Genomic DNA, 23,434 nt, shown 5'->3' with positions numbered 1-23,434 from the left:
CCGGTGCGCCGCCTCGTCAATTTCGTGGTGTTGCTGCTGGTGCTGGGCGCGGGGTACATCGCCCTGACCCAGCCGGAGAACCTGCCGTTCAGGGTGCCGTGGCAGCCACAGCCACAGACGTCGTCCACCCCGGCCCTGTCGCCGCAGGGCACCTCCCCCGCCGACGCGCCGCCCGACGCGGCCGCCCGGCCCGGCCCACCGGGCGAAATCACAGACGCCGCCATCGAGGCGCTGGTGGCCCGGCAGCCCATCAGTCTTTCGGCGCTGCGGGCCCGCCAGTATCCGGGGAGCCCCCTGTCGGTGGTGCGGAATCTGAACGCAGGGGACAACTACCGCCGTCAGATCGTCAGCTACCAGTCCGAGGGCCTCAGGATCTTCGCGCTGCTGACCGTTCCGAACGGCCCGCCGCCGCAGGGGGGCTGGCCCGCCATCGTGTTCAACCACGGCTATATTCCGCCCCAGCAATACCGCACCACCGAGCGTTACGTGGCGTATCAGGACGCCTTTGCCCGGGCCGGATTCGTCACGCTAAAAAGCGACTACCGGGGCCACGGCGACTCGGAGGGCGAGGCCCGGGGCGGGTACAACGATCCCGGCTACACCGTGGATGTGCTGAATGCGGCGGCCAGTCTGAAAAAAGACCCGCGGGTGAACGCCGCACGCCTGGGGCTCTGGGGGCACAGCATGGGGGGCCAGCTGTCCTTGCGGGCCATGCTGGTGGACCCGGACCTGAAGGCTGCCTCGCTGTGGGCGGGCGTGGTGGCCAGCTACGACGTGCTGGCCACCGACTGGAATTCGCCCCAGGGGGAAGAAAAGCCGACGCTGGACCGCCTTAACCGCCGCTACCTGCGCGCCCTGAGCCCCAACGCCTCCCTGCAGCAGCTGGACGGGCGGCCCCTCGAGCTGCAGCACGGCACTGCCGATAAGGACGTGCCGTACAGCTTTCAGGAAGCCTTTGCCGATGACCTGCGCGCCTCGAGACAGCGCTTCACGGCCTACAAGTATCCCGGCGACAACCACAACCTGAGCCGCAACCTGCGCACGGCCCTGACCCGCAGCGTGGCGTTTTTCAAGGAACATCTGTAGCGCCGGGCCGTGCCAGGTCCGGCCACGCGGTCTGGGCAACGCATTTGACATTGCCCGCTCCAGTCCCTAGCCTCGGAACTGTTCCTCAGCCTTTTCAATCCAGTGTCTCGACCGGCCCTCGCCTTTCCACTTGTGTTTCAGGAGGCTCCTATGCGGCGTACCCTCTTTCTTTCCCTGGCCCTGCTGGGCACCCCAGCGGGCGCGGCCACCCTGGTCTACGGCGCGGGCGGCGAACCCGTCTCGCTGGATTCCGGCACCATCACCGACGGCAACTCCGCCACCCCGCAGATGATGGTCTACGACGGGCTGGTGCGCTTCAAGAACGGCACCAGCGACATTGCGCCGGGACTGGCCCTGAAGTGGACCACCAATGCCAATGCCACCGAATGGACCTTTTACCTGCGCCCCGGTGTCAAGTTCACCGATGGCACGCCGTTCAACGCCGACGCCGTGGTGTACAACGTCAACCGCTGGTGGGATCCCGAGGCCCCCGGCGGCGCCAAGGAGCAGAGCAAGACCTTCACGTCGTGGCAGTTCATCTTCGGCGGCTTCAAGGGCGACAGCAGCTCCCTTCTGAAAAGCGTGCGGGCCGACGGCGCAAACAAGGTGATCTTCACCATGACCCGCGGCTACGCCCAGCTGCCCGAAACGCTCGCCACCAGCTTCTTCGGCATCGCCTCGCCGACCGCCATCAAGAAGGCGGGCGCCAAGTACGGCACGCCGGCCGCGCTGCCGGTGGGCACCGGGCCGTTCATCATGACCGAATGGAAAACTGGGGACCGCATCAACCTGGTCCCCAACAAGGCGTACTGGGGCACCAAGGCCAAGTACGACGCGCTGGTGCTGCGCTTCCTGAAGGACCCGAGCGCCCGCCTCAACGAGCTGAAGGCCGGGACCATCGACTTCACCACCGACCTGAATCCCGAACAGCTGGGCGCGGTCAAGGCCGACAAGAACCTGGAAGCGGTGCTGGTGCCGTCCTTCAACGTGGGCATGCTCAGCTTGAACCTCGGCAACAAGTACCTGAAGAACGACAAGGTCCGTGAGGCCATCAGCATGGCCATCAACAAGAAGGCCATTGTGGACGCCTTCTGGGGCGACCTGGCCGTGACGGACGCCAGCTTCCTGCCCCCCGCACTGAAATGGGCCAACAGCCCGAAGGTGCCGGCCGATTACAAATTCGACCCGGCCGCCGCCAAGAAACTGCTCGCCGACGCGGGCTACCCCAACGGCTTTTCCATCGACCTGTGGTACATGCCGGTCAGCCGTCCCTACTTCCCCACGCCCAAACCGATTGCCGAGGCCATGGCCGCCGATCTGGCCGCCATCGGCATCAAGGTGACCCTCAAGACCGAGGACTGGGCCAAGTACCTGGCAGACCGCCTGAAGTCCCCGGGCTTTGACATGTACATGATCGGCTGGACCGGCCCGTATGCCAGCCCGTACAACTTCTATAACACCTACTACGGCGAGGAAGCCACGAGCGACAGCAACTTCAGCAACCAGACCATCTTTGATCAGTTGCGTGTGGCCGCCGCCAGCAGCAGCCGGGCCAACCAGGCCAAGGCCTACGCCCAGATCCATCAGATCACCTACGACGCCAATGTGCGCCTGCCCATCGTGCATTCCCGCCCGCTGGCGGCCATCCGCACCTACGTCAAGGGCTGGCAGCCGGGGCCGTCCAGCCTGCTGCCCTTCGAGGACATCACGATTGACGGCAAGAAGTAAGCCGCTGACAGCCTGACTCCAGTGGGGTGATCCGGACAAGTTTGCGGGTCACCCTTCACCCTGCCCATTTCCCTGCAACCCAGCCCTGCCAGACCCCGTGAGAGGTTTCCCATGACCCAGAGCATCCGTCAAACCACACCAGCCAGCATCGAGGATTTCGCCCTGCAGCAGCAGGTGATCCAGTGGCGCCGCTACCTGCACGAGAACCCGGAACTGTCGTTTCAGGAAAACGAGACCGCCGACTTTGTGGAGGGTCAGCTGCAGAAACTTCCCAACCTCACGGTCACGCGTCCCACGCCCACCAGCGTGCTGGCCACCCTGAAGGGCGGGGCCGGGCCGGGGCGCACGGTGCTGCTGCGGGCCGACATGGACGCGCTGCCCATTCAGGAGGAAACCGGGCTGCCGTTTGCCAGCAAGCGCGGGGGGGTGATGCACGCCTGCGGCCACGACGCGCACACCGCGATGCTGCTGGGGGCGGCGAAAGTGCTCTCGGGTCAGCCGGAGAAGCTGTGCGGCGAGGTGCGTTTCATCTTCCAGCACGCCGAGGAGCATTTTCCCGGCGGCGCGCAGCAGATCGTGGACAGCGGGGCGCTCGCGGGCGTGGACGTGGTGATGGGCGAACACGTCATGAGCCCCATTCCAGCCGGCGTGATCATGCTGCGCGAGGGACCGCTGATGGCCTCGCCGGACGGCTTTGACATCACCATCCAGGGCAAGGGGGGCCACGGCGCGAGCCCGCACCAGACGGTGGACCCGGTGGTGATCGCCGCGCAGATCGTGCTGGCCTTCCAGAGCGTGATCTCGCGCCAGCTCGATCCGATTGTCCCGGCGGTCCTGAGCGTCACGCAGATTCATTCCGGCACCGCCCACAACATCATTCCCGACACCGCCACCCTGAACGGCACGGTGCGGACCTTTGACCCTGAACTGCGCGAGCTGATGCCGCAGCGCATGGAAAAGATCGTGCAGGGCATCACCGAAGCCTTCGGAGCCACCTACACCTTCAGCTACCAGAACGGCTACCGCGCCACCGTCAACGACGCCGCCACCGTGGCCCTGCTGCGCGAGGTGGCCCAGGAAACGTTCGGCGACACGGTGACCGTCACCGAGGGCAAGCCCATGATGGGCAGCGAGGATTTCAGCGCGTACATGACGGTGGCGCCCGGCGCCTTCGTGCTGATTGGTGCGGGCGGCCCGGACCACGCGCCGCACCACCATCCCAAATTCGACATTGATGAACGCGCCCTGGACCACGGCACCCGGATGTACGTCGGCGCGGCGCGGCGCCTGACCCAGCCGCTGTAGGGCCAGGGCAGCGGAGGGGGCGCCGTGACGGTCACGCGCCCCCTCGTCACGTCTCGTCTAGCCTGCCGTGTTCAGTGGCGCCCGGCGTCGCTTGAAGTGTCTTTCGGGGCCACGTCCGGGGTGGCGTCCCGCCCCCGCGCCACGTCGCGCACTCCCCGCCGCCCGAACGCGTGCGCCAGATCACGCTCGGACAGGCGCAGGGTGGTGGGGCGGCCGTGGGGGCAGGCCCAGGGGTGTTCACAGGCGGCCAGGGCTTCCAGAACCAGCGTGCCTCGCCCATGGTCCAGCATGCCGGCCTTGAGGGCAGGGGCGCAGGCCAGCGCGGCCAGCACGTCGCGGCGCGGGTCGGGGCCGGTGCCCAGCGCCCCCTCTACGATCTGCTCGTGCAGGCGGGGAACCTTCAGGGCGGCCAGCGCGGCGGGCAGGGTCCGCAGCCGCGCCAGCCCCGCGCCGAAGTCCTCGATCTCCAGGCCCCAGCCGCGCAGTTCGGCGGCGCGTTCGTGCAGGGCCGCCCGCTGCTGTGGGGTCAGATGCAGCAGCTCCGGCTCGGCCAGCTCCACGGGCGGCGCCGCCGACAGTTCGCGGGTCAGGCGCTCGTACAGCGCGCGTTCGTGGGCGGCGTGGGCGTCCACCACCCACAGGTCTCCCTCGCCCTGGGCCAGCAGGTACAGGTTCTGATAGAGGCCCACCAGCGTCAGTGCGGGAAAGCTGCCGTTGCGCGGCGTCTCGGCGGGCGTGGGCGGGGCGATCAGGGCCGGGGCCGCGCGGGCCAGCGGGTGCTGCGCCAGCGCCGCCGCCACCGCCTCCCGCACGCGGGCCGCCACGCCGCCCAGATCGGCCAGGGCCACCACCTGCTTGGCTGGGTGGACGTTGGGATTGTGGTCACCCGGCGCCACCTTCAGGTCCAGCACGCACAGCGGCGCGGCCCCGGCAGGCAGCAGTTCGGCGTAGCCCTCAATCACGGCCCTTTCCAGCTCCGGCGGCGCGAGGACAGGCCGCCCGTTGACGCTGAAATGCATGCGGTCCCGCCGCGCCCGCGTCAGCTCCGGGCGCGAGATCACGCCGCGCACGCCGACGCTGCTCCCGGCTGCGGCGTGCGCGGGCCGCTCCACCGGCAGCACGCGGTTGGCGTTCAGCGGGCCGTACACGCTGGCCACCGCGCCCCGGTGATCGGTGGGCGCGTGGACCAGCCGGGCCTCGCCGTCCACGCCCAGCCGCCAGTGCAGGCCCGGATGATGCAGCACGTAGCGGCCCATCAGCGCCGTGATCTCGCGGACCTCGGCGGCGGGGGTGGCCTGCGTCCGCAGCCGGGCGGGCAGGCGGGCAAACAGCCCGCGCACCGTGACCGTCGTGCCTGCCGGGGCGGCGGCGCGGCCCACCCGCACGCTCTCGCCCTGCGCCCACACTTCCGAGGCGCCCACCTGGTCTGCCGGGCGGGTGATCAGGTGCAGGTCCCCGGCCTGCGCCGCCGCCCACAGCGCCTCGCCCCGGAAGCCCAGCGTGGTCACGCGCTCCACCGCCCCGGCCACCGGTTCCAGTTTGCTGGTGGCGTGGCGCACCGCCGCCAGTTCCACGCTGCCTGCGCCGATGCCGCTGCCGTTGTCGCGCACCCGCACCAGGGAGAGGCCGCCGCCCTCCACCTCGATCTCGACGCGCGTGGCCCCGGCGTCCAGCGCGTTGTCCACCAGTTCGCGCACCACGTCCAGCGGGCGCGACACGACCTCGCCCGCCGCGATCAGACGGGCAATTTCGGGGGGCAGAACGTGGATCATGCGGGGGCCAGCGTAGCGCAGGTGCCGGCGGGCCATTGCGGCGGGTTTCGCGCTTGGGGCGCTTCGCCTGCCCGCCCCTTAATCCCGCTGCGACACTGAGGCGGCCAGCCGCGTCAGGGCGTCCGTCAGTACCGCCACGGCGCGGTCGTATTCGGCCAGATTCAGGCGTTCGTCGGGGGTGTGGTCCAGCCCGCTGTCGCCGGGACCGTAGGCCAGCGTGGGCACCGGCCAGTGGGCGGCCACCACATTCATGTCGCTGGTGCCGGTCTTGACCTTGAACACCGGGGTGCCGCCGTGGGCGCGAATGGCGACGCGCATGGCCCGCGTCAGGGCATTGTCCCTGGGGTGGCGCACCGCCGTTTCATGGCCAACGAAGCGGACCGAGACGCTGGGCAGATCGACCAGCAACTCCAGCACCTGCCGCTCCGCGTCCTGTGGCGACAGGCGCGGCGGCAGGCGCAGGCCGAATGTTGCCTCGGCCCGCTGGGTCAGACCGTCTCCCGCCGAGCCGATGCTCTGGAGGGTGGCCTGCACCGCGTCGAAGATGCCGCCGTCGCCCGCGCTGTCGGCGGCCCACCCGCGCACACGGAACCATGCCTCGGTCAGGTCGTCGGCGGCGCTGCTGCCCTCGCCCGCCGTGTGGAAGTTGTCCTTCTCGGCGTGGACCTGGGCCACCAGGCGGCCCTTGTAGCCCAGCGTGAGGCCCTGCCACCCGCTGGGCTCGCCGATCAGCACGGCGTCGGGTTGCAGCGCCCCCACGATGTGCCGTGCCCCCCGGCTGCTGGGGGCCTCCTCCTCGGTGGCGCCGATCACCACGAAGCGGACGTGATTCAGCGCCTCGGGGGGCAGGGCCGCCACCGCCGCCACGAAGGTGCACAGCGAACCCTTGGCGTCCACGCTGCCGCGCCCGTGCAGCACGCCGTCCGCGTCTACCTGCACCGGAATGTCGCCCGGTACGGTGTCCATGTGGCCCAGCAGCGCCACGGTGTACGGGCCGTTGCCCCGCGCCCCCACCGCGTTGCCCGCCTCGTCCACCCTGACCGCGAAGCCGCGCGCCTCCATCCAGCTGCAGAGGTACGCGGCCACCTCACCCTCCTGCCCCGACAGGGAAGGAACCGAGACGGCCCCGATCAACAGTTCCCGCGCCTCGCGCTGGGCGCCGGTGTGGGTCTCAGCCGTCATGGCCGCTGTCGGTCACGGAGCTGCCTGCCGGGCCGGGAGCGCGGGCCAGCAGCGCGAGCAGCGCCGAGAGCTCGCCCAGCGCCAGCAGCGCGATGGCGCCCACCCCGCCGGCCAGCAGGGTCCAGAGGCCGGCCAGCGCCTGATCGCCGGTGAACTGGAAGAAGGCCAGCGCCAGCGCCCCCACGAACAGCACCGCCCCCAGCATCCGCAGGCGTCCGGCCAGCGCCTCCACCGTGCCGGACTGCCGCGCCAGTGCCGTGGCCGCCGCCACCCTGGACAGCGCGGTGACGGGCGGCGTGTCGGGCGTGGCCTCGGCCGGGGACGGCGGGGCATCAGACGGGTCCACCGGGGCCGGAGCGCTGTTGCCCCCCAGGGCGGCCGGGGCGCGCATGGCGGGTGGCGTGGGCACCTCGGCGGGGGTGGCTGCCGCATGTGCCCGGGTCATGGCAGGCGCAGCGGCCGACGGCTGGGGCTTGCGCAGGTCAGGGCGCGCGGGCTCGGGCCGGGCCGCTGCGCCGCCGGAGGCCACGCCACCCGCCCCCAGCCCCGGCTTGCTGACATGCGGCGAGAAGCTCGACGACGAGATCACCACCGGGTTCTCGGCGTTGCCTCCACCCTTGCGGGGCTCGGGACTCCTGGTCTCGGGGGCCGGGGTTCCGTTGGGTTGCGGCGCGGCCTCGCCAATCACCACGGTACGGGGGCTGGGCGCGGCCCCCGCCGCCGAAGTGCTGGACGCTTCCGGCATCCCGTCCACCTCGGGCACAGGTGTTCTGGCCCCGGCGTCGGCCCCGGCGGGCTGGTCACGGGCAGGCTGACCACTGGTGGCCCCGCTGCCGGCGGTGGGCGGCGGGCTGGCCTGGGCAGGGCTGGCCGCCGCCGCGGAGCCGGCAGCAGGCGCAGTCCCAAAGGTTTTGGCCCCGCCCAGGGTCGGCGTGGGCGAGTCGGGCAGATCCTTGGCGCGGGCGGTGGCGCTCCTGACGCCCTTGAAAAAGCTCTGGACCTGGGCCACGTCGAAGCCCAGCAGGCTGGCAGTCAGGGCCGTTCCGGCAGGCGTTTCCACCCGCAGCAGCCCGGCCTGATCGCTGTGGATGCGGGTCAGGTCGCGCAGGGTCACGCGCCGCGTGCCGCCGCCGTCCTGGTAGACCAGCATGTCGTCGGTCAGCACGAACAGCGCGTCCTCCCGCTCCAGCGACATCAGGGGCGCTCCGTCTATCCCGCTGGCCTTCAGGGCCGTCCGGGCGCGTTCACTTTGGGCACTCTGGGTCATGTTCTCTCCTCGGGGGGGTGGGGCAGTGGTTCCAGGCTGGACCGCGTTGTCTTGCGGGTTCTCGGCTGTGTACTTGCCGCCCAGCATACCGATTTGTCGTGGTCGTGGTGGGCCGCTGTGTCTGGCTGCCGCGCGTGCTGGCCCGCAGCGGGCAGCGTGAAGGCGGGGTCACCGCTGGCTCACCCGCCCCGGCGGCGCGGCCAACACACTGGGCGCATGACCGATTCCTCTGACCGCTACGGCAGCAAACCCCTGGGCAAGAGCGTCGAGGAGGTCGAGGCCGGGGAGAGCAACCGCGTCAATTCCCCGGTGCCCGGCGAGCAGGTCCGGCACGATCAGCAGGAGGTGGCCGTGGTTCCCGCCGTCACGAACAGCAACACCAGCACCACGCCCGGCGTGATCGCGCCCGACGCCCTGCTGACCGACAGCGTGGCGGCCGACGAGCGCCGCGACCGGGCACAGGCTGGCCCCGGCGCCGGGCAGACCAGCGAGAATAGCGAGGGCTGAGCGCCGGTGCGGCATCCGGCCCGCGATAGGCGGACCAGGAGAAAGGGTGGGGATAAAGAAGGGTGCAGGCGGCCCTCACCCGGATAGCCCTGCGGTCACCCACACTGCGAATATGACGGACAACCGGTACGGCGACAAACCCCTGGGCAAGAGCGTCGAGGAAGTCGAGAACGAGCAGGGCAACCGGGTCAACTCCCCGCTGCCCGGCGAGAACAGACGGGATCTGGACGCTGCGGCGGACTTTGTTCCCGTCGTCGTGAGTGGAGGGACGGGCGGCTCTGCCGGGTTTCCAGCCGTGGTCAATCCCGACGCACTGACAGAAGATGGAGGTGGGTCAGTGGACCGCCCCGATCAGACCCGTGCAGACACTGCTGTGCGCGGCGACGTGGGCCAGAGCGACGAATAATACGGGCTCCGATTGAATCGTTTGCAAAACGATGAAAATCCGAGCGAAGCGAGAACGAGTAGAACGGGTTCCGGGAGTGGAGCTGGCAAACCGGCGCCCTCCCGGTTTGTTGATGAAACAGACAGAATCCGTATAACAGGTGGGTAGGCCCCTGCGGGACCGGGACCGGGGCACCAGCGAGAGCTAGGTCTTCCGGGCTGGGGGCGCCCTCTCAGCCCAGTTCGCGCGGGCGGTATGTCACTGCCTCGGCCAGATGCATTTCGCGCACGTCGGGTTCACCGGCCAGGTCGGCCACCGTGCGGGCCACCCGCAACACGCGGTCAAAACCGCGACCGGTCAGGCCCAACTGCCGCGCCGCCGCCCGGATGAAGGTTTCGGGGCCGGGAGCCAGCGGCGCGTACTTCCGGAGGGCCTGTCCGGCCAGATCGGCGTTGCGGCTACCCTGCCGGTCCAGCATCCGGTCCCGCGCCGCCGTGACACGCGCACGCACCGGGGCCGAGGCTTCCGGCTCCGGCGCGCGGGTGAGCTCGTCCACCGTCAGCCGGGGCACCCGGCACACGAGGTCCAGCCGGTCCAGCAGTGGCCCGCTGATTCGGGCGGCGTAGCGCGCCCGCTCGGAGGCGGTGCAACTGCAGCCTTTCTCCGGGTCGCCCAGGTGCCCGCAGGGGCAGGGGTTCATGGCCCCGATCAGCTGAAAACGCGCCGGATACTCCACCGTGGCCCGCGCCCGGCTGATGGTCACCGTGCCGTCTTCCAGCGGCTGGCGCAGGGTTTCCAGGGCCTTGCGGCTGAACTCGGGAAACTCGTCGAGAAACAGGATGCCCCGGTGGGCCAGGCTCACCTCGCCGGGGCGGGGAACGCTGCCCCCGCCAATCAATCCCGCGTCCGAGACGGTGTGGTGGGGACTTCTGTAGGGGGCCGCCAGATTCAGGCCGCCGCGCAGGTTCAGCGTGCCGGCCGCTGAGTGGATGCGCGTGACCTCCAGCGCCTCGCTGCGGGTTAGCGGCGGCAGCAGCCCCGGCGCGCGGCGGGCCAGCATGGTCTTGCCGCTGCCCGGCGAGCCGATGAGCAGCAGGTTGTGCCCCCCGGCCAGCGCGATTTCCAGGGCCCGCCGCGCCGCCGCCTGTCCCTTGAGGTCCGCCAGATCGGGGTGCAGACCCCAGTCGTCCGCCGCCTCGGGGGCCGGGGTGGGGGGCAGTGCGGCGCGGCCACTCAGGTGTGCCACCGCCTCCAGCAGGGTCCGCGCGCCGTAGACGGTCAGGCCGTCAATCAGGGCGGCTTCGGGCGCGTTGCCGGCAGGCAACAGGGCGGGCAGGCCCAGCGACGACGCCAGCAGGGCCAGATTGACGGCCCCGGCGATGGGCCGCAGGCTGCCGTCCAGCGCCAGTTCGCCGGCCGAGAGCAGGCCGTCCAGCGCCCGTGCGGGCAGCAGGTCCTGCGCGGCCAGCAGCCCCAGCGCGATGGGCAGGTCGTACAGCGGTCCCTCCTTGCGCAGGTCGGCCGGGGCCAGATTGACCGTGATGCGCGCCGCCGGAAACGGCAGCCCGGCGTTGCGCACCGCCGCCCGCACCCGCTCGCGGGCCTCGCTGACCGCCTGATCCGGCAGGCCAACCACGGTGAACGCGGGGAGGCCCGGTGAAACGTCCACCTCGACTTCCACGGGAACAGCGTCCACACCGATCAGGGCCACGCTGCGGGCGCGGGCCAGCATCAGGGCCGCCCGGTCTGAGAAGGGGAAGGAGACACGGCGGCCAGCCTAACTGCCGCGTCCTCACACGTCACTTACACCCGCAGCGCCCTTATTGCGAACGGCCCATGCCCGGCTGCACACGAAAAAGCCGCCCTGGGCGGGCGGCAGGCACGGGTGCGGGTCTCAGCCCTGGACCGGTTCCTTCTCCTTGTCCAGGTGAACTGTTCCGGTCACGGGCTCGGTGCCCCCTTCGGCGGGCTGGGTCTGCGGGGTCACAGCGGCGGCGCTCACGGGCTGCGCAGGCACCGTGGCGTGGATGGTCTGCGTCGGGGCGGCCTGGGCACTTCGGTCGTTCAGGCCGACGTCCAGCTCGTCCTTGAGGCCCTGGGTGCTCTTGCGGAACTCGCGCAGGCCGGCGCCCAGGCTCTTGCCCAGTTCAGGCAGCTTGCGGGGACCGAACACCACCAGGGCGACGATCAGGATCACGATCAGTTCTGCGGGGCCGATGTTGGGCATGGAGGTCTCCTTGTGGGGCACGTGGCGCGGCGTCCTGGCCCGCAGTGTAGCCCCGAGCGTTCACGGGAGGTTAGCTCCGGAGGCACAGTCTGGAAACAATGAAGTGGGAATGGTGGCCCCGCCTCAGCGCGGTGCGGGGGGCGGGCTGTCCCACGGACGGCCCCGGAGCCCGGCCAGCGCCGCCGCCAGATCGTGGGCCACCGCCAGCCCCAGGGTGTCGGCGTGCGGGCCGCCCAGCAGCAGGTGAATGCCGGTTGCCAGCGTCTGGTGCAGGGGCAGGCCGTCCGCCCGGCCCCCCGGCAGGGCCAGCCACGCGCCGGGCACATCGCTGATGCTGCGTCCCAGGCCCAGCGCTTCGGTGCCCAGTGGGGGCAGGGCGTCCATCAGGGCCACCAGTTCCTCCAGGGTCTCGCGGCGCAGGCCCGTGGGCACGCCGGTCAGGCGGCCCCCGGTGGGCACGTACCCGTGTGGATCGCGGTGGTGGACGGCCGGCACCAGGGTGAACCCGCCGTTCTGCGGACGCAGGGTCAGGCCGGCGGCGCGCAGCACCGGCGTGTCGTCGCCGCTGGAGACATTCAGGCGCGGCGCCTGGCGGTACGCACGGGCGTGGGTGGTGTGCTGGCCCAGATCGTGTTCGGCCGCGTGGGGGCCGTCCGCCCCCAGCGCCAGCACAACCACCCCGGCCCGCAGGCGGTGCGTGTCGTGGACAATGATCTGGTGCGTATTGGTCACGCTCAGGCGCTCGATCACCACGCGGGCGCCCGTGCCGTCAGGTTCCGCGCGATGTAGTGAGCCGTCTGCAGGTAGGGCGGCGCGGGCGCGGGCGTTGAGCATCAGGTCCGCCCCCGCCCGCACGGCCTGCTGCGCGGCGGCCAGGGCCAGGGCGCCGGGACGGTAGGTGGCGGCCCCGGCGTCCACCCGCGCGAAGGGCAGGGCGACGGTGTCGACCAGCGCCTGCGCATCCGGGTACGGGGCCAGGGCGTCGGCAGCGGGAGTCCGGCCCGTCCCGCCTTCCATGAACAGCTCGATCAGCGGGCGGGTCTGGAAGCGGATGTCCCCGAAGGCCGTTTCCAGCTGGCTGCGGGTCCACCGCGCCTGGGCCATGCGGTCTTCCGGCAGCCCCCACGCCGTCCAGACGCCGGGGGCCAGCAGCGTGGCGCCGTCCTCGTTGGGTAGCCCACCTTCCTCCAGCAGCAGCAGGCTCAGGTGGGGGGCAAGCTGCCGCAGGTACAGGGCCACGGCGGCCCCCATGCGGCCCGCGCCCAGCACCACCACGTCGTAATCCCGCGGGGTGAAGGGCTGGCCCACGTGCGCCCAGACCGTGCCGGGACCGGAGGACGGCGCGGCGGGAGTTGCGGGGGTGGCGGCAGAGTCCATGCCCGCCATGATGCCGCGTGCGGCCTGCCTTCAGGCTGGGCTGTGACCCGGGCTTCTCACGCCGCTGTGAGAGGCGCGCACATGCGGGGTGTTTATACTCGGGGTCAACCATGTCCAACACATCCCTCTTCCTGCTGAACACCTCTGCGGCCCTGCGGCCGACAGAGACGCGGGCGCGGCATGGACGGTCCCTGTGGCTGGCTGTCGGCGCGGCCCTGTCCTGCGCCCCCCCTGCATCTGCCCTGGACGTGCGGGTGCTGGTGGCCAGCGCCCCGCAACTGACGGTGCGCGTGTCGGCCACGCCGGTCCCGGCTGTTACCCCCACGCCGGACGCCTTTGCACCGCCGGGACTGCCCGCGCCGCGCCCGCAGCCGCAGACGGCCTGGACGGTGGGCGTGTCGGGCGGGCAACTCACGCTGAACGGGCAGTCGGCGGGCAACAGCACGCTGTACCTGCCGCCCAGTCCCGGCAGTGTGGTGGAGATCGCGGGCAAGGCCTACCGGGGCGGCGTACTGCTGCGCGTCCAGGACGGCGGCGTGCAGGGCGTGAACGTGCTGGACATCGAGGACTACCTGCGCGGCGTGGTGCCGGCCGAGATGCCCGCCTCGTGGCCTGCCGCCGCGCTGGCCGCCCAGGCGGTGATCGCGCGGACCTACGTGGCGGCCCGCATCAATCCGGCGGCCCCGTTTGACACCTGCGCCACCGAGAGCTGTCAGGTCTACCCCGGCCTGAAAGCCGAGAAGGCCGAGACTAGCGCCGCTGTCGAGGCCACCCGCGCGCAGGTGCTCGGCTACGCGGGCCAGCCGGCCAGCACCTATTTCAGCAGCGATTCGGGAGGATTCACTGCGTCCAGCGCCGAGGTCTGGGGCCGGGACCTGCCGTACCTGCGGGCGCAGGCCGATCCGTACTCGGCGGGCAGTCCGCGTGCCGGGTGGCGCGTGGAGGTCACGGCGGCCCAGGCGCAGACGGTGGCGGCCCGCTACGGCGCCCGCGTGGGCAGCCTGCGGGCCGTGACCGTCACGCGCCTCAGCCCGTCCGGGCGGCCCGCCGAGATCACCCTGAGCGGGGTGGACGGCACGGCGCGCATCACCGGCGCGAACGCGGGCGGTTTCGTGCGGGCGCTGGGGGCACCCGGCACGCGCGTTGCCCTGAGCGGCCTGAACCCGCTGGTCATCACCGGCAGCGGCGCGGGCCACGGCGTGGGCCTGTCTCAGTACGGGGCGCTGGGGCTGGCGCGAAGCGGACAGGACCACCTGAGAATCCTGGGCTTCTACTACCCCGGCACCAGCCTGAGCGTGCTGGCCGGTGCCACCCGCAGCGGCGCGGTGCTGGCAGGCCGCTTCCGGCTGCCGTCGGTGGCGGACGCCCCAGCCGCAGGCATCCCGGCACTCGCCGTGCATCCTGGCGGGCCGGTCCAGTGAGCTTCGGCAGCCGGATGGGGCTGGGCAGGCCGCGCACCGCCCCGCAACACGGGGCGGTGCGCCTCCGCACGCTGGCGCGCACGGCGGTCCTCACCGTGGGCCTGCTGGGGGCCGCCGTGCTGGGCGGCGCGGAAGCGCGCACGGTCAAGATCATCTCGGCCGATACGCTGGAACTGCGGCAGGTGGACGGGCAGGAGCTGGTCATCATCAGCGGCGCGAACGTGGAACTGCGCGTGGACGACGATGTGGTGCGCGCCAGACGGGTGGAGTACAACCGCACGCGCCGCACCCTGACCCTGGTGGGCGCGGCCAGTTACCGCAGCGCGAAAGACGGCCAGGACCTCAGCGGCGAGAACCTGGTGGTCGATCTGGGCGACGAGCAGGTCACCGGCCAGGACGTGCTGATCAGCGACGCCGATCTGGAGATCCGGGGGCAGGAGGTGGAGCGCATTCCGGGGCAGCTGCGCGCCACCGGCGGCTACTTCACCACCTGCGCCCGGTGCGGCCGCACGCCCAACGACTACGCCTTCCGTGCCGAGCGCCTGATCGTGTACCCCGGTGACCGGCTGGTGGCCTACCGCGCGCAACTGCTGCTGGCCGACGTGCCGGTGCTGTTCCTGCCGGTGATCGTGATTCCCCTGAATGACCCCGAACGCCAGCCCCGGCTGCTGATCGGGCAGGATTCGGCTGACGGCTACACCGTGGAAGCTGACCTGCCGTTCTCGGTGGGCAGCAGCACGCTAGGTACCACGCTGCTGCGTTATTACCAGAACCGCAGCCCCAGCGTGGGCGCGGGCGTGTCTCTGCGCTCGTACGCGCCCCTGCCCTTCGTGGACCGCCTCAACCTGTACACGCTGGCGGACCCCAGACCCCTGAACCCCGACGGCAGCGCCAACCCCGGCTACGACGTGGACATTGACTTCGGGGTGACCGGCCGGGTGCCGCTGTCGCTGGCCGTGCGTGACCTGGACTACCGCCTGAACGTCACCCGAAAGGATATCGGGCGGCCACAGAACAGCACCGAGCGCGGCGTGACGCGGGTGGATTTCGGGGCCAGGGTGGAGTACCCGCTGTTCTCGGCGGAGTTCGCGTACCTGGGCCGCTTCGGCCCGGAGCCGACCGAGGGGGTGGCCTCGCCATACCGCAAGACCGAGGTGGTGCTGGACCCCAAGCCCTACACCAACGGCACCTTCAGCGCCGACACGCGCCTGACGGCGGGGCGCTACACGGCCCAGAGCAACCCGCTGTCGCCCAGTGCCACCGCGCAGGGCAAAAACATCACCACCACCCGCCTCGAGGAGCAGCATGCCCTGGCCTATACCGCCCAGCCGTGGAAGGACGCCGATCTGACCCTGGGCAACACCTTTACCGGGCGCTATTACGGCACCGGGGCCAGAACAGTGGACCTGAACCTGGGTGCCCAGCTGACCCAGCGTTTCAACACCACCAACACCGTGACCTTCGGGGCCAGCTACCTGCGGCGCGAGGGCACCAGCCCCTTTGCCTTTGACGCGGTCAACGGGCGCCTGCTCAGCGCCCCGCTGACGCTGAACCTCAGCACTGTGCCGGTCCGGGACGTGAGTTTCGGCGTGTCGCTGCGGCGTGACCTGTTCCTGGCCCCGGACCTGCAGGCCCCCGCCGTCTTCACTGTCGCCGTCAACCGCCTGCCACTGAACCTGAGCGCCCAGCTGGGCTACCAGCCGTTTACCAAGGACCTGGAGAGCTTCTCGTACAGCGCCACGGTGGGCGATGCCAACGCGGGTACGCTGACCCCGGTGGACGCCCAGCCGGCCCGCGAGGCCACCGCTTTCGGCCCCGCCGTTCCGGCCCGGCCCGCGTACCTGCGCCGCAGCAGCGCGTGGCCCGCGCCGGACCTGACCCTGACGGCTTCCGGCAGCTACACGCGCATTAACGGACACGCGCCCTTCACGCTGCGGGCGACCGTGACCGGGGCCACCCGCGCGGACTCGATCAGCGCCTACGTGACCCACAACATCGCCAAACCCCAGATTGACGAGGTGGGGGCCACCATCAACGCCTCGGTGGGGCGTGACGCGGTGCTGAATCCCATCACCTTCTCGGCCAGCGAGACGCTGTACCCGCCCACCGGGCGCATTGCGGGCAACGCCAGCCTGACGTGGCGGGCGCGTTACCGGCTGTCCACCGCCCATGACCTGCTGCTGAACCGTCCGGTGGACCCCAACCCGGCCCCCGGCAGCTCCCCGAACAGCGGCAACCTGACCTTCAGCGTCGGCACGGTGGGCGGCAGCGCCAACGACTGGCAGTTTACCTACGGCGGCCCCTACGATCTGGTGCGCGGCGGCTTTACCCGCCCCACTGTGTCGGGCAGTGTGAGCGTGACCCGGCCCGGGCAGCGGCTGGCGCTGTCGGCCACCGTCAACACCCCCGGCCTGGACCAGTTCCGCACCGAGCTGACGCGGGCGGATCTGGACGCCAACATCCAGTTCGGCAGCCGCGCGGCGCTGTCGGGCCGGGTGCAGTACTACCGCAGCCGCAGCGGCCTGTACCCGGAGGACACAGCCACCGATGTCCTGAGCATCGATCCGCTGCGCGTCAGCCTGGGCATCGGCCGCAAGGGGCAGTCGCCCGGCGCGTACCTGACCGGCAGCCTGCGCCAGACCTTTACCTGGGTGGACGGCGTGCGCCAGAACCCCGCCCCGCTGTCCCCGGTGATCGGCCTGACCATCGACCGCTGCTGCTGGGCTGTTCAGGCTGAGGCCGATCTGGTGCAGCGCCGTTACCGCCTGTCGGTGGGCCTGCCGGGGCAGAGTCAGTACCCGCTGTTCGACCTGACCCCCGATGGGACCCGGGTGCCGCTGCTGAACCCCAGCACGCCCTGAGCAGCCTTCCGCGCCTGTGCCTGCGGGCGGGCACCAGCATAGACCGGCTTCCGTACGTTTCCGCCCATCCCCTCCGAGGAGGCCCATGACCCCCCTGCCCACCCCCCTGGCCCGCCTGTCCGCCCTGTTCCTGACCCCTGCCCTGCTGGTGGCCTGCACCGGCACCGAGGAGCCGCAGGTGGCCCTGCGCGTGGCGCTGCTGACTGACGGCGGCACGACGCTGCGAACCGTGACCCCCAATGCCGACAGCAACGCTGCGCCGGTCAGCGCCGACAGGACCGTGGCCATCACCGGGGGCGTGACCCTCAACTTGCTGCCCAGCGGCCAACGGCTGGCCCTGACCACCGAGGCCAGGATCGAGAGCCGCGACGGTGATCTGGCTGACATCCAGCCGTTTGCGGGCCTGCCCTTCACCCCGCCCTGCCTGACCCAGACGGCCAGCAGCGCCGGGCGTGACCGTCTGCTGACCCTGAGCCAGTGCCCCAACGGGCCGCAGCAACTGGCGCTGTACCGCGCCGACGGCAGCGTGGTCTGGACCGCGCTGCTGCGCACCTACCTGCCGCCCAGTCCGGGGCCGGACGTGCCGCCGGTGCGGCTGGCGGTGCGCGGCGACGTGGCCCTGGTGGCCCGCCCGCGTGTGGGCGGCGGCAGCGAGGTGCTGCGTGCCGCGCCGCAGAACGTGGGCGACGCGGTGGCCGCCGTCAGCGACCCGCTGCCCACCCCGGCCATCCGCGATCTGGTGGCCTACAACCAGGACATCCTGGCCGCCACCGACGCCGGGGTGCAGAGGGTAAGCGATACCGGCGTCCCAGACGGCGCGGCGCTGGCTGCCTTCGGGGCGCGGCGCTTTGACCGGCTGTGGAGCGGCAGCGCCGGGAGCCAGAACCTGCTGGCCGCGTGGCGCAGCAACGTTCTGAGCAGTCAGGGCGCCCAGCCGCTGCTGGTCTGGGACGGCACGCCGGGCCGGGCGGCCTTCAGCGTGGCCAGCGTGGCCGATCTGCGCGACCTGACGCTGGCCCCCGACGGCAACCTGTACACCCTGACCGCCAGCACCCTGACCCGCTACAACACGGCTCTGGGCCTGCAATCCGGCAACTTCGTGCCGCGCCTGCTGCTCGGCGGCCTGAATGACGCCCGCGCGGTGGTCTGGCTGGTGCCGCAGGTGCCCGCCGCCAACTGACGCTGCGGACCGTGGCCGGCGGCGTGAACGCCCACTCGGGCGCGGGTGCAGCCCCACCTGTCATTCGACAGGCCAAATGTGGGCTGGGCGCGTTATAAACAACGTTCTGCATGAAAATTCACCCCACTGTATGGTGATTCCATGAAGCCCCGCCTACACCGGGCGCGGCGCTCATGACCAGAACAGGAGCGTGCCTATGCCGAACAACACCGACCCCAGCCTTCCGGGCCTGCCCCATTCCCAGACTCCTGCCCAATGCGTGCCTCCCTCACGGCCGCCGTCACGCGGGGAGATCGAGGCGGCGCGGCAGCAGGGTCTGTACGCGGGCCGCGAGCACGACGCCTGCGGGGTGGGCTTCGTGGCACACATCAAGGGGCTCAAGGGGCACTCGATCATCCAGCAGGGCCTCAAGATCCTGGAAAACCTGGACCACCGGGGTGCGGTGGGCGCAGACCCGTTGATGGGCGACGGCGCGGGCCTGCTGATCCAGATTCCCGATGCCTTCTACCGTGCCCAGATGGCCCTGCAGAACGTGACCCTGCCCCCTGCCGGGGACTACGGCGTGGGCATGATCTTCCTGCCCAAGGAAATCGCCTCGCGCCGGGCCTGCGAGCAGGAACTGGAGCGGGCCGTCCTCGCCGAGGGGCAACTGGTGCTGGGCTGGCGTGACGTTCCGGTTAACCGCGAGATGCCCATGAGTCCCACCGTGCGCGCCAAGGAACCCGTGATCCGCCAGATCTTCATCGGGGCGGGGCCGGACACCCTCGTTCCCGACGCGCTGGAGCGCAAGCTGTACGTCATCCGTCGCCGCGCCAGCAACGCCATTCGCGCACTGAATTTCACGCACGGGGCGGAGTATTACGTGCCCAGCATGTCGTGCCGCACGGTCATCTACAAGGGCCTGCTGCTGGCCACCCAGGTGGGCGAGTATTACCTGGACTTGCAAGATCATGCGGTGGTGTCGGCCCTGGCCCTGGTGCACCAGCGCTTTTCCACCAATACCTTTCCCGAATGGCCGCTGGCGCACCCCTACCGCATGGTGGCCCACAACGGCGAGATCAACACCGTCAAGGGCAACTTCAACTGGATGCGAGCGCGCGAGGGCGTGATGTCCTCTCCGGTGCTGGGCGATGATCTGAAGAAGATCTACCCGGTGTCCTTCGAGGGCGAGTCCGACACCGCCACTTTCGATAACGCGCTGGAACTGCTGACGCTGGCGGGCTACCCGATGGCCCACGCCGCCATGATGATGATTCCCGAGGCCTGGGAGGACAACCCCCTGCTCGATGACCGCCGCCGCGCCTTCTACGAGTACCACGCGGCCCTCATGGAACCCTGGGACGGCCCCGCCGCGATGGTCTTTACCGACGGGCGGCAGGTGGGCGCGATGCTGGACCGCAACGGCCTGCGCCCCGCGCGCTACATCCAGACCCGCGACGATCTGGTGATTCTGGCCTCCGAATCCGGCGTGCTGCCGATTCCCGAAAGCCGCATCGTCAAGAAGTGGCGCCTGCAGCCCGGCAAGATGTTCATGGTGGACCTGGAGGCCGGGCGCATCATCGAGGATGAGGAACTGAAGGCGCAGTACGCCTCGGCCAAGCCGTACCGCCAGTGGGTGGACAACACCCGCGTCCCGCTGGCCGACGCCGAGGAAATGGGTACCGTCGGCACCTTCAGCGAGACGCTGCTGGACCGCCAGCAGGCCTTCGGCTACAGCCAGGAGGACCTCAAGTTTCTGATGGGGCCGATGGCAAAAAGCGGGGAAGAGGGCCTGGGCTCGATGGGCAACGACTCGCCGCTGGCGGTGCTGTCGGCGCGCAGCAAGCCGCTGTACTCGTACTTCCGGCAGCTGTTCGCGCAGGTAACCAACCCGCCCATCGACCCGATTCGCGAATCGGTGGTCATGAGTCTGGTGTCGTTTGTCGGGCCGCGCCCCAACCTGCTGGACATCAACGCGGTAAACCCGCAGATGCGCCTGGAAGTCGCGCAGCCGATTCTTGACTTCGACGACATGGCCCGCGTCCGCTCCATCAGCGAACACACGCGCGGCAAGTTCAGCGCCTACGAGCTGGACATCACCTACCCTGCCGAGTGGGGAGCGCGCGGCATCGAGGCCAAACTCGCCACCATCAACGCGTGGGCGGTGGACGCCATCGATAACGGCCACAACATCATCATCATCTCTGACCGCCGGGTGGACCGGGAGCGCGTGGCGATTCCGGCGCTGCTGGCGCTGTCCAGCGTGCACCACCATCTGGTCCGGGCGGGCCTGCGGATGAAAGTCGGACTGGTGGTGGAAACCGGGGACGCCCGCGAGGTGCATCACTTCGCCGCGCTGGCCGGGTACGGCGCAGAGGCCATTCACCCGTACCTGGCCCTGGAAACGCTGATCGACCTGCACACCGAGATTCCGGGGATGCCCAACCTGAGCGACATTCCCCCGGCCAAGGCCATGCGCAACTACATCAAGGCCATCGGCAAGGGCCTGAGCAAGATCATGTCCAAGATGGGCGTCAGCACGTACATGTCGTACTGCGGCGCGCAGCTGTTCGAGGCGATGGGCCTGCAGACCGACTTCGTGGAAAAGTATTTCCGGGGCACGGCCACGCAGATCGGCGGCATCGGCATCTTCGAGGTGGCCGAGGAAGTTCTGCGGACCCACACGGCGGCTTTCGGGGCGGACCCGGTGCTGGCGCGTGGGCTGGACGCGGGCGGCGAGTACGCCTGGCGCGTGCGCGGCGAGGAGCACATGTGGACGCCGGACGCCATCGCCAAGCTGCAGCACGCCACCCGCAGCGGTTCGGCCAGCACCTACGAGGAATACGCCCGCATCATCAACGATCAGAGCAGGCGCCACATGACCCTGCGCGGCCTGTTCGAGTTCAAAACGTCAGAGGCGACGCCCGTGCCGATCGAAGAGGTGGAAAGCGCCGCCGAGATCGTCAAACGCTTCGCCACCGGGGCCATGAGCCTGGGCAGCATCTCCACTGAGGCGCACACCACGCTGGCCGTTGCCATGAACCGGATTGGCGGCAAGTCCAACACCGGGGAGGGCGGCGAGGACCCGGCCCGCTATGAGCGTGAATTGCGCGGCGAGAGCATCGGCGAGGGGGAGACGCTGGCCGGAATCCTGGGCGTCAGCGCCAACGGGGAGCGGCGTGTGGAGGTGGATTACCCGCTGGAACCCGGCGATTCGCTGCGTTCCAGGATCAAGCAGGTGGCCTCCGGGCGCTTTGGCGTGACCACCGGCTACCTGGGCAGCGCTGACCAGATCCAGATCAAGATGGCGCAGGGCGCGAAACCCGGTGAGGGCGGGCAGTTGCCCGGCGGCAAGGTCAGCGAGTACATCGGCTTCCTGCGCCACAGCGTGCCGGGCGTGGGCCTGATCTCGCCGCCGCCGCACCATGACATCTATTCCATTGAGGACCTCAAGCAGCTGATCCACGACCTCAAGAACGTCAACCCGCGTGCCGACATCTCGGTCAAGCTGGTCTCAGAGGTGGGCGTCGGCACGGTGGCGGCGGGCGTCGCCAAGTGCAAGGCCGATCACATCGTGATTGCCGGGCATGATGGCGGTACAGGTGCCTCGCCGTGGAGCAGCATCAAGCACGCTGGGACGCCCTGGGAAATGGGGCTGGCCGAGACGCAGCAGACCCTGGTGCTGAACCGCCTGCGGGACCGGGTGCGGGTGCAGACCGACGGGCAGCTCAAGACCGGGCGCGACGTGGTGGTGGCCGCCCTGCTGGGCGCGGATGAGTTCGGTTTCGCCACCGCGCCGCTGGTGGTGCAGGGCTGCATCATGATGCGCAAGTGCCACCTGAACACCTGCCCGGTGGGGGTGGCGACGCAGGACCCGGTGCTGCGCGCCCGCTTTACCGGCAAGCCCGAACACGTCATCAACTATTTCTTCTTCGTGGCCGAGGAGGTGCGCGCCATCATGGCCTCGCTGGGCCTCCGCAGCTTCGATGAGCTGATCGGGCGCTCGGACCTGCTGGACACCCGCGCCGGAATAGACCACTGGAAGGCGCAGGGCCTGGATTTCAGCCGCCTGTTCTTCCGCGCTGACCTGCCCGACGTGGGCCGCCGCCACACCGGCACGCAGGATCACGGGCTGGAGGGGGCGCTGGACCGCATCCTGATCGAGAAATGCCGCCCCGCCATCGAGAAAGGCGAGCGCGTGCATTTCCTTCAGGACGTGCGGAACGTCAACCGCTCGGTGGGCGCAATGCTCTCCGGCGAACTGATTCGTGTGCGCCCGGAAGGCCTGCCCGATCAGACTGTGTTTATTCAGATGGAAGGCACCGGTGGCCAGAGCTTCGGCGCGTTCCTGGCTCCGGGCCTGACCCTGTACCTGATTGGCGACGCCAACGACTACGCGGGCAAGGGCCTCAGCGGCGGGCGCGTGGTGGTGCGGCCCAGCATCGAGTTCCGGGGCGACGCGCGGCAGAACATCATCACCGGTAACACCGCCCTGTACGGCGCGACGGCGGGCGAGGCGTTCCTGCGCGGCGTGGCCGGGGAGCGCTTCGCGGTGCGCCTCAGCGGGGCAAAAGCCGTGGTGGAAGGCACCGGCGATCACGGCTGCGAGTACATGACGGGCGGCACGGTGGTGGTGCTGGGCCAGACCGGGCGCAACTTCGCGGCAGGCATGAGCGGCGGCGTGGCATATGTGTTCGACGAGGACGGCAGCTTCGAGAAGCGCTGCAACCACAGCATGGTCAGCCTGCACCGGGTCCAGCCGGCCGACGAGCAGATGCAGAGCGCCGATGTGGCCAGCCTGCACGGCGGCGAGGCCGACGAGACGCAGCTTCGCACGTTGATCGAGGGCCACCACCGCTGGACGGGTTCGGCCATCGCCAGCGATATTCTCGACGACTGGGACAACGCCCGCAAGCGCTTCGTGAAGGTCTTTCCGCTGGAATACCAGCGGGCGCTGAAGGAACGGGCCGCCGCGCAGAAGGAGGCCGGAACCGTGCAGGCCGCTGACACGACGGGCATGGGGGCCGGGGCGGGCCGCAAGGGCGGACAGGGCACGCTGACGCAGTAGGCAGGACGTGGGGATGAAGGGCCGGAAAGCGCCCGTTTCCTCCTCTTTTCTGCAGGCCACACACCACATGCCACACGCTGCCCGGAGGG

At 70.3% G+C, this 23,434-nt stretch carries 15 protein-coding genes; 9 read left to right on the top strand and 6 right to left on the bottom strand.

Features of this window, described 5'->3' with window-relative positions; translation table 11 throughout:
* The first annotated feature begins 3 nt into the window (after positions 1–3).
* The 3 genes from IEY31_RS02800 (at position 4) to IEY31_RS02790 (ending at position 4,119) form a co-directional block, all read left to right on the top strand.
* On the top strand, positions 4–1,086 hold the full coding sequence (locus IEY31_RS02800; protein WP_188968714.1) for an alpha/beta hydrolase family protein: 1,083 nt from the start codon (positions 4–6) through the stop codon (positions 1,084–1,086).
* 150 nt (positions 1,087–1,236) lie between these two features.
* The gene (locus tag IEY31_RS02795; protein WP_188968712.1) at positions 1,237–2,814 is read left to right on the top strand and encodes an ABC transporter substrate-binding protein; all 1,578 of its coding nucleotides are present in this window, start codon (positions 1,237–1,239) and stop codon (positions 2,812–2,814) included.
* 111 nt (positions 2,815–2,925) lie between these two features.
* Positions 2,926–4,119, top strand: a complete 1,194-nt coding sequence (locus tag IEY31_RS02790; RefSeq protein ID WP_188968710.1) for a M20 family metallopeptidase — start codon at positions 2,926–2,928, stop codon at positions 4,117–4,119.
* A gap of 71 nt (positions 4,120–4,190) precedes the next feature.
* On the opposite strand, the gene mutL is transcribed toward IEY31_RS02790, so the two are convergent.
* The 3 genes from mutL to IEY31_RS02775 all read right to left on the bottom strand — a co-directional run bounded on the left by mutL (position 4,191) and on the right by IEY31_RS02775 (position 8,340).
* A complete protein-coding gene (gene mutL / locus IEY31_RS02785; protein ID WP_188968707.1) occupies positions 4,191–5,891 on the bottom strand; it encodes a DNA mismatch repair endonuclease MutL in 1,701 nt (566 codons plus the stop codon).
* Positions 5,892–5,969: 78 nt separating this feature from the next.
* Positions 5,970–7,073 carry a [LysW]-lysine hydrolase gene (locus tag IEY31_RS02780; protein ID WP_188968705.1) on the bottom strand — a complete coding sequence of 368 codons (1,104 nt, stop codon included), beginning with the start codon at positions 7,071–7,073 and terminating at the stop codon, positions 5,970–5,972.
* The gene (locus IEY31_RS02775; RefSeq protein WP_188968703.1) at positions 7,063–8,340 is read right to left on the bottom strand and encodes a hypothetical protein; all 1,278 of its coding nucleotides are present in this window, start codon (positions 8,338–8,340) and stop codon (positions 7,063–7,065) included. The genes IEY31_RS02780 and IEY31_RS02775 overlap by 11 nt, the downstream gene beginning before the upstream one ends.
* A 216-nt stretch (positions 8,341–8,556) precedes the next feature.
* Between IEY31_RS02775 and IEY31_RS02770 the strand changes: the two genes are divergently transcribed.
* Together IEY31_RS02770 and IEY31_RS02765 are read left to right on the top strand one after the other, a co-directional pair.
* Complete coding sequence (locus IEY31_RS02770) at positions 8,557–8,847, top strand: hypothetical protein (RefSeq protein WP_188968864.1); 291 nt, start codon at positions 8,557–8,559, stop codon at positions 8,845–8,847.
* Between the two features lie 112 nt (positions 8,848–8,959).
* A complete protein-coding gene (locus tag IEY31_RS02765) occupies positions 8,960–9,253 on the top strand; it encodes a hypothetical protein (RefSeq protein ID WP_188968701.1) in 294 nt (97 codons plus the stop codon).
* A 211-nt stretch (positions 9,254–9,464) separates the two neighbouring features.
* On the opposite strand, the gene IEY31_RS02760 is transcribed toward IEY31_RS02765, so the two are convergent.
* From IEY31_RS02760 to IEY31_RS02750, 3 genes are all read right to left on the bottom strand, one after another.
* The gene (locus IEY31_RS02760; RefSeq protein WP_188968699.1) at positions 9,465–10,964 is read right to left on the bottom strand and encodes a YifB family Mg chelatase-like AAA ATPase; all 1,500 of its coding nucleotides are present in this window, start codon (positions 10,962–10,964) and stop codon (positions 9,465–9,467) included.
* A gap of 162 nt (positions 10,965–11,126) precedes the next feature.
* A complete protein-coding gene (gene tatA, locus IEY31_RS02755; protein ID WP_188968697.1) occupies positions 11,127–11,459 on the bottom strand; it encodes a Sec-independent protein translocase subunit TatA/TatB in 333 nt (110 codons plus the stop codon).
* 123 nt (positions 11,460–11,582) lie between these two features.
* Entirely contained in the window at positions 11,583–12,836 is a 1,254-nt protein-coding gene (locus IEY31_RS02750) for an FAD-dependent oxidoreductase (protein WP_188968695.1), read from the bottom strand.
* 110 nt (positions 12,837–12,946) lie between these two features.
* Here IEY31_RS02750 and IEY31_RS02745 point away from each other — a divergent pair, with 110 nt between their 5' ends.
* The 4 genes from IEY31_RS02745 to IEY31_RS02730 all read left to right on the top strand — a co-directional run bounded on the left by IEY31_RS02745 (position 12,947) and on the right by IEY31_RS02730 (position 23,345).
* Entirely contained in the window at positions 12,947–14,257 is a 1,311-nt protein-coding gene (locus IEY31_RS02745; RefSeq protein WP_188968693.1) for a SpoIID/LytB domain-containing protein, read from the top strand.
* Positions 14,254–17,118, top strand: a complete 2,865-nt coding sequence (locus IEY31_RS02740) for an LPS-assembly protein LptD (RefSeq protein WP_229723268.1) — start codon at positions 14,254–14,256, stop codon at positions 17,116–17,118. The genes IEY31_RS02745 and IEY31_RS02740 overlap by 4 nt, the downstream gene beginning before the upstream one ends.
* An 85-nt stretch (positions 17,119–17,203) precedes the next feature.
* Complete coding sequence (locus IEY31_RS02735; RefSeq protein ID WP_229723267.1) at positions 17,204–18,298, top strand: hypothetical protein; 1,095 nt, start codon at positions 17,204–17,206, stop codon at positions 18,296–18,298.
* A 259-nt stretch (positions 18,299–18,557) separates the two neighbouring features.
* Positions 18,558–23,345, top strand: a complete 4,788-nt coding sequence (locus tag IEY31_RS02730; RefSeq protein WP_229723266.1) for a glutamate synthase-related protein — start codon at positions 18,558–18,560, stop codon at positions 23,343–23,345.
* The last annotated feature ends 89 nt before the right edge of the window (positions 23,346–23,434 follow it).

Source organism: Deinococcus aerolatus (genome assembly GCF_014647055.1).
GTDB lineage: Bacteria > Deinococcota > Deinococci > Deinococcales > Deinococcaceae > Deinococcus > Deinococcus aerolatus.
Note: the sequence above shows the minus strand (reverse complement) of the source record. Positions and strands in the feature narration are given on the sequence as shown.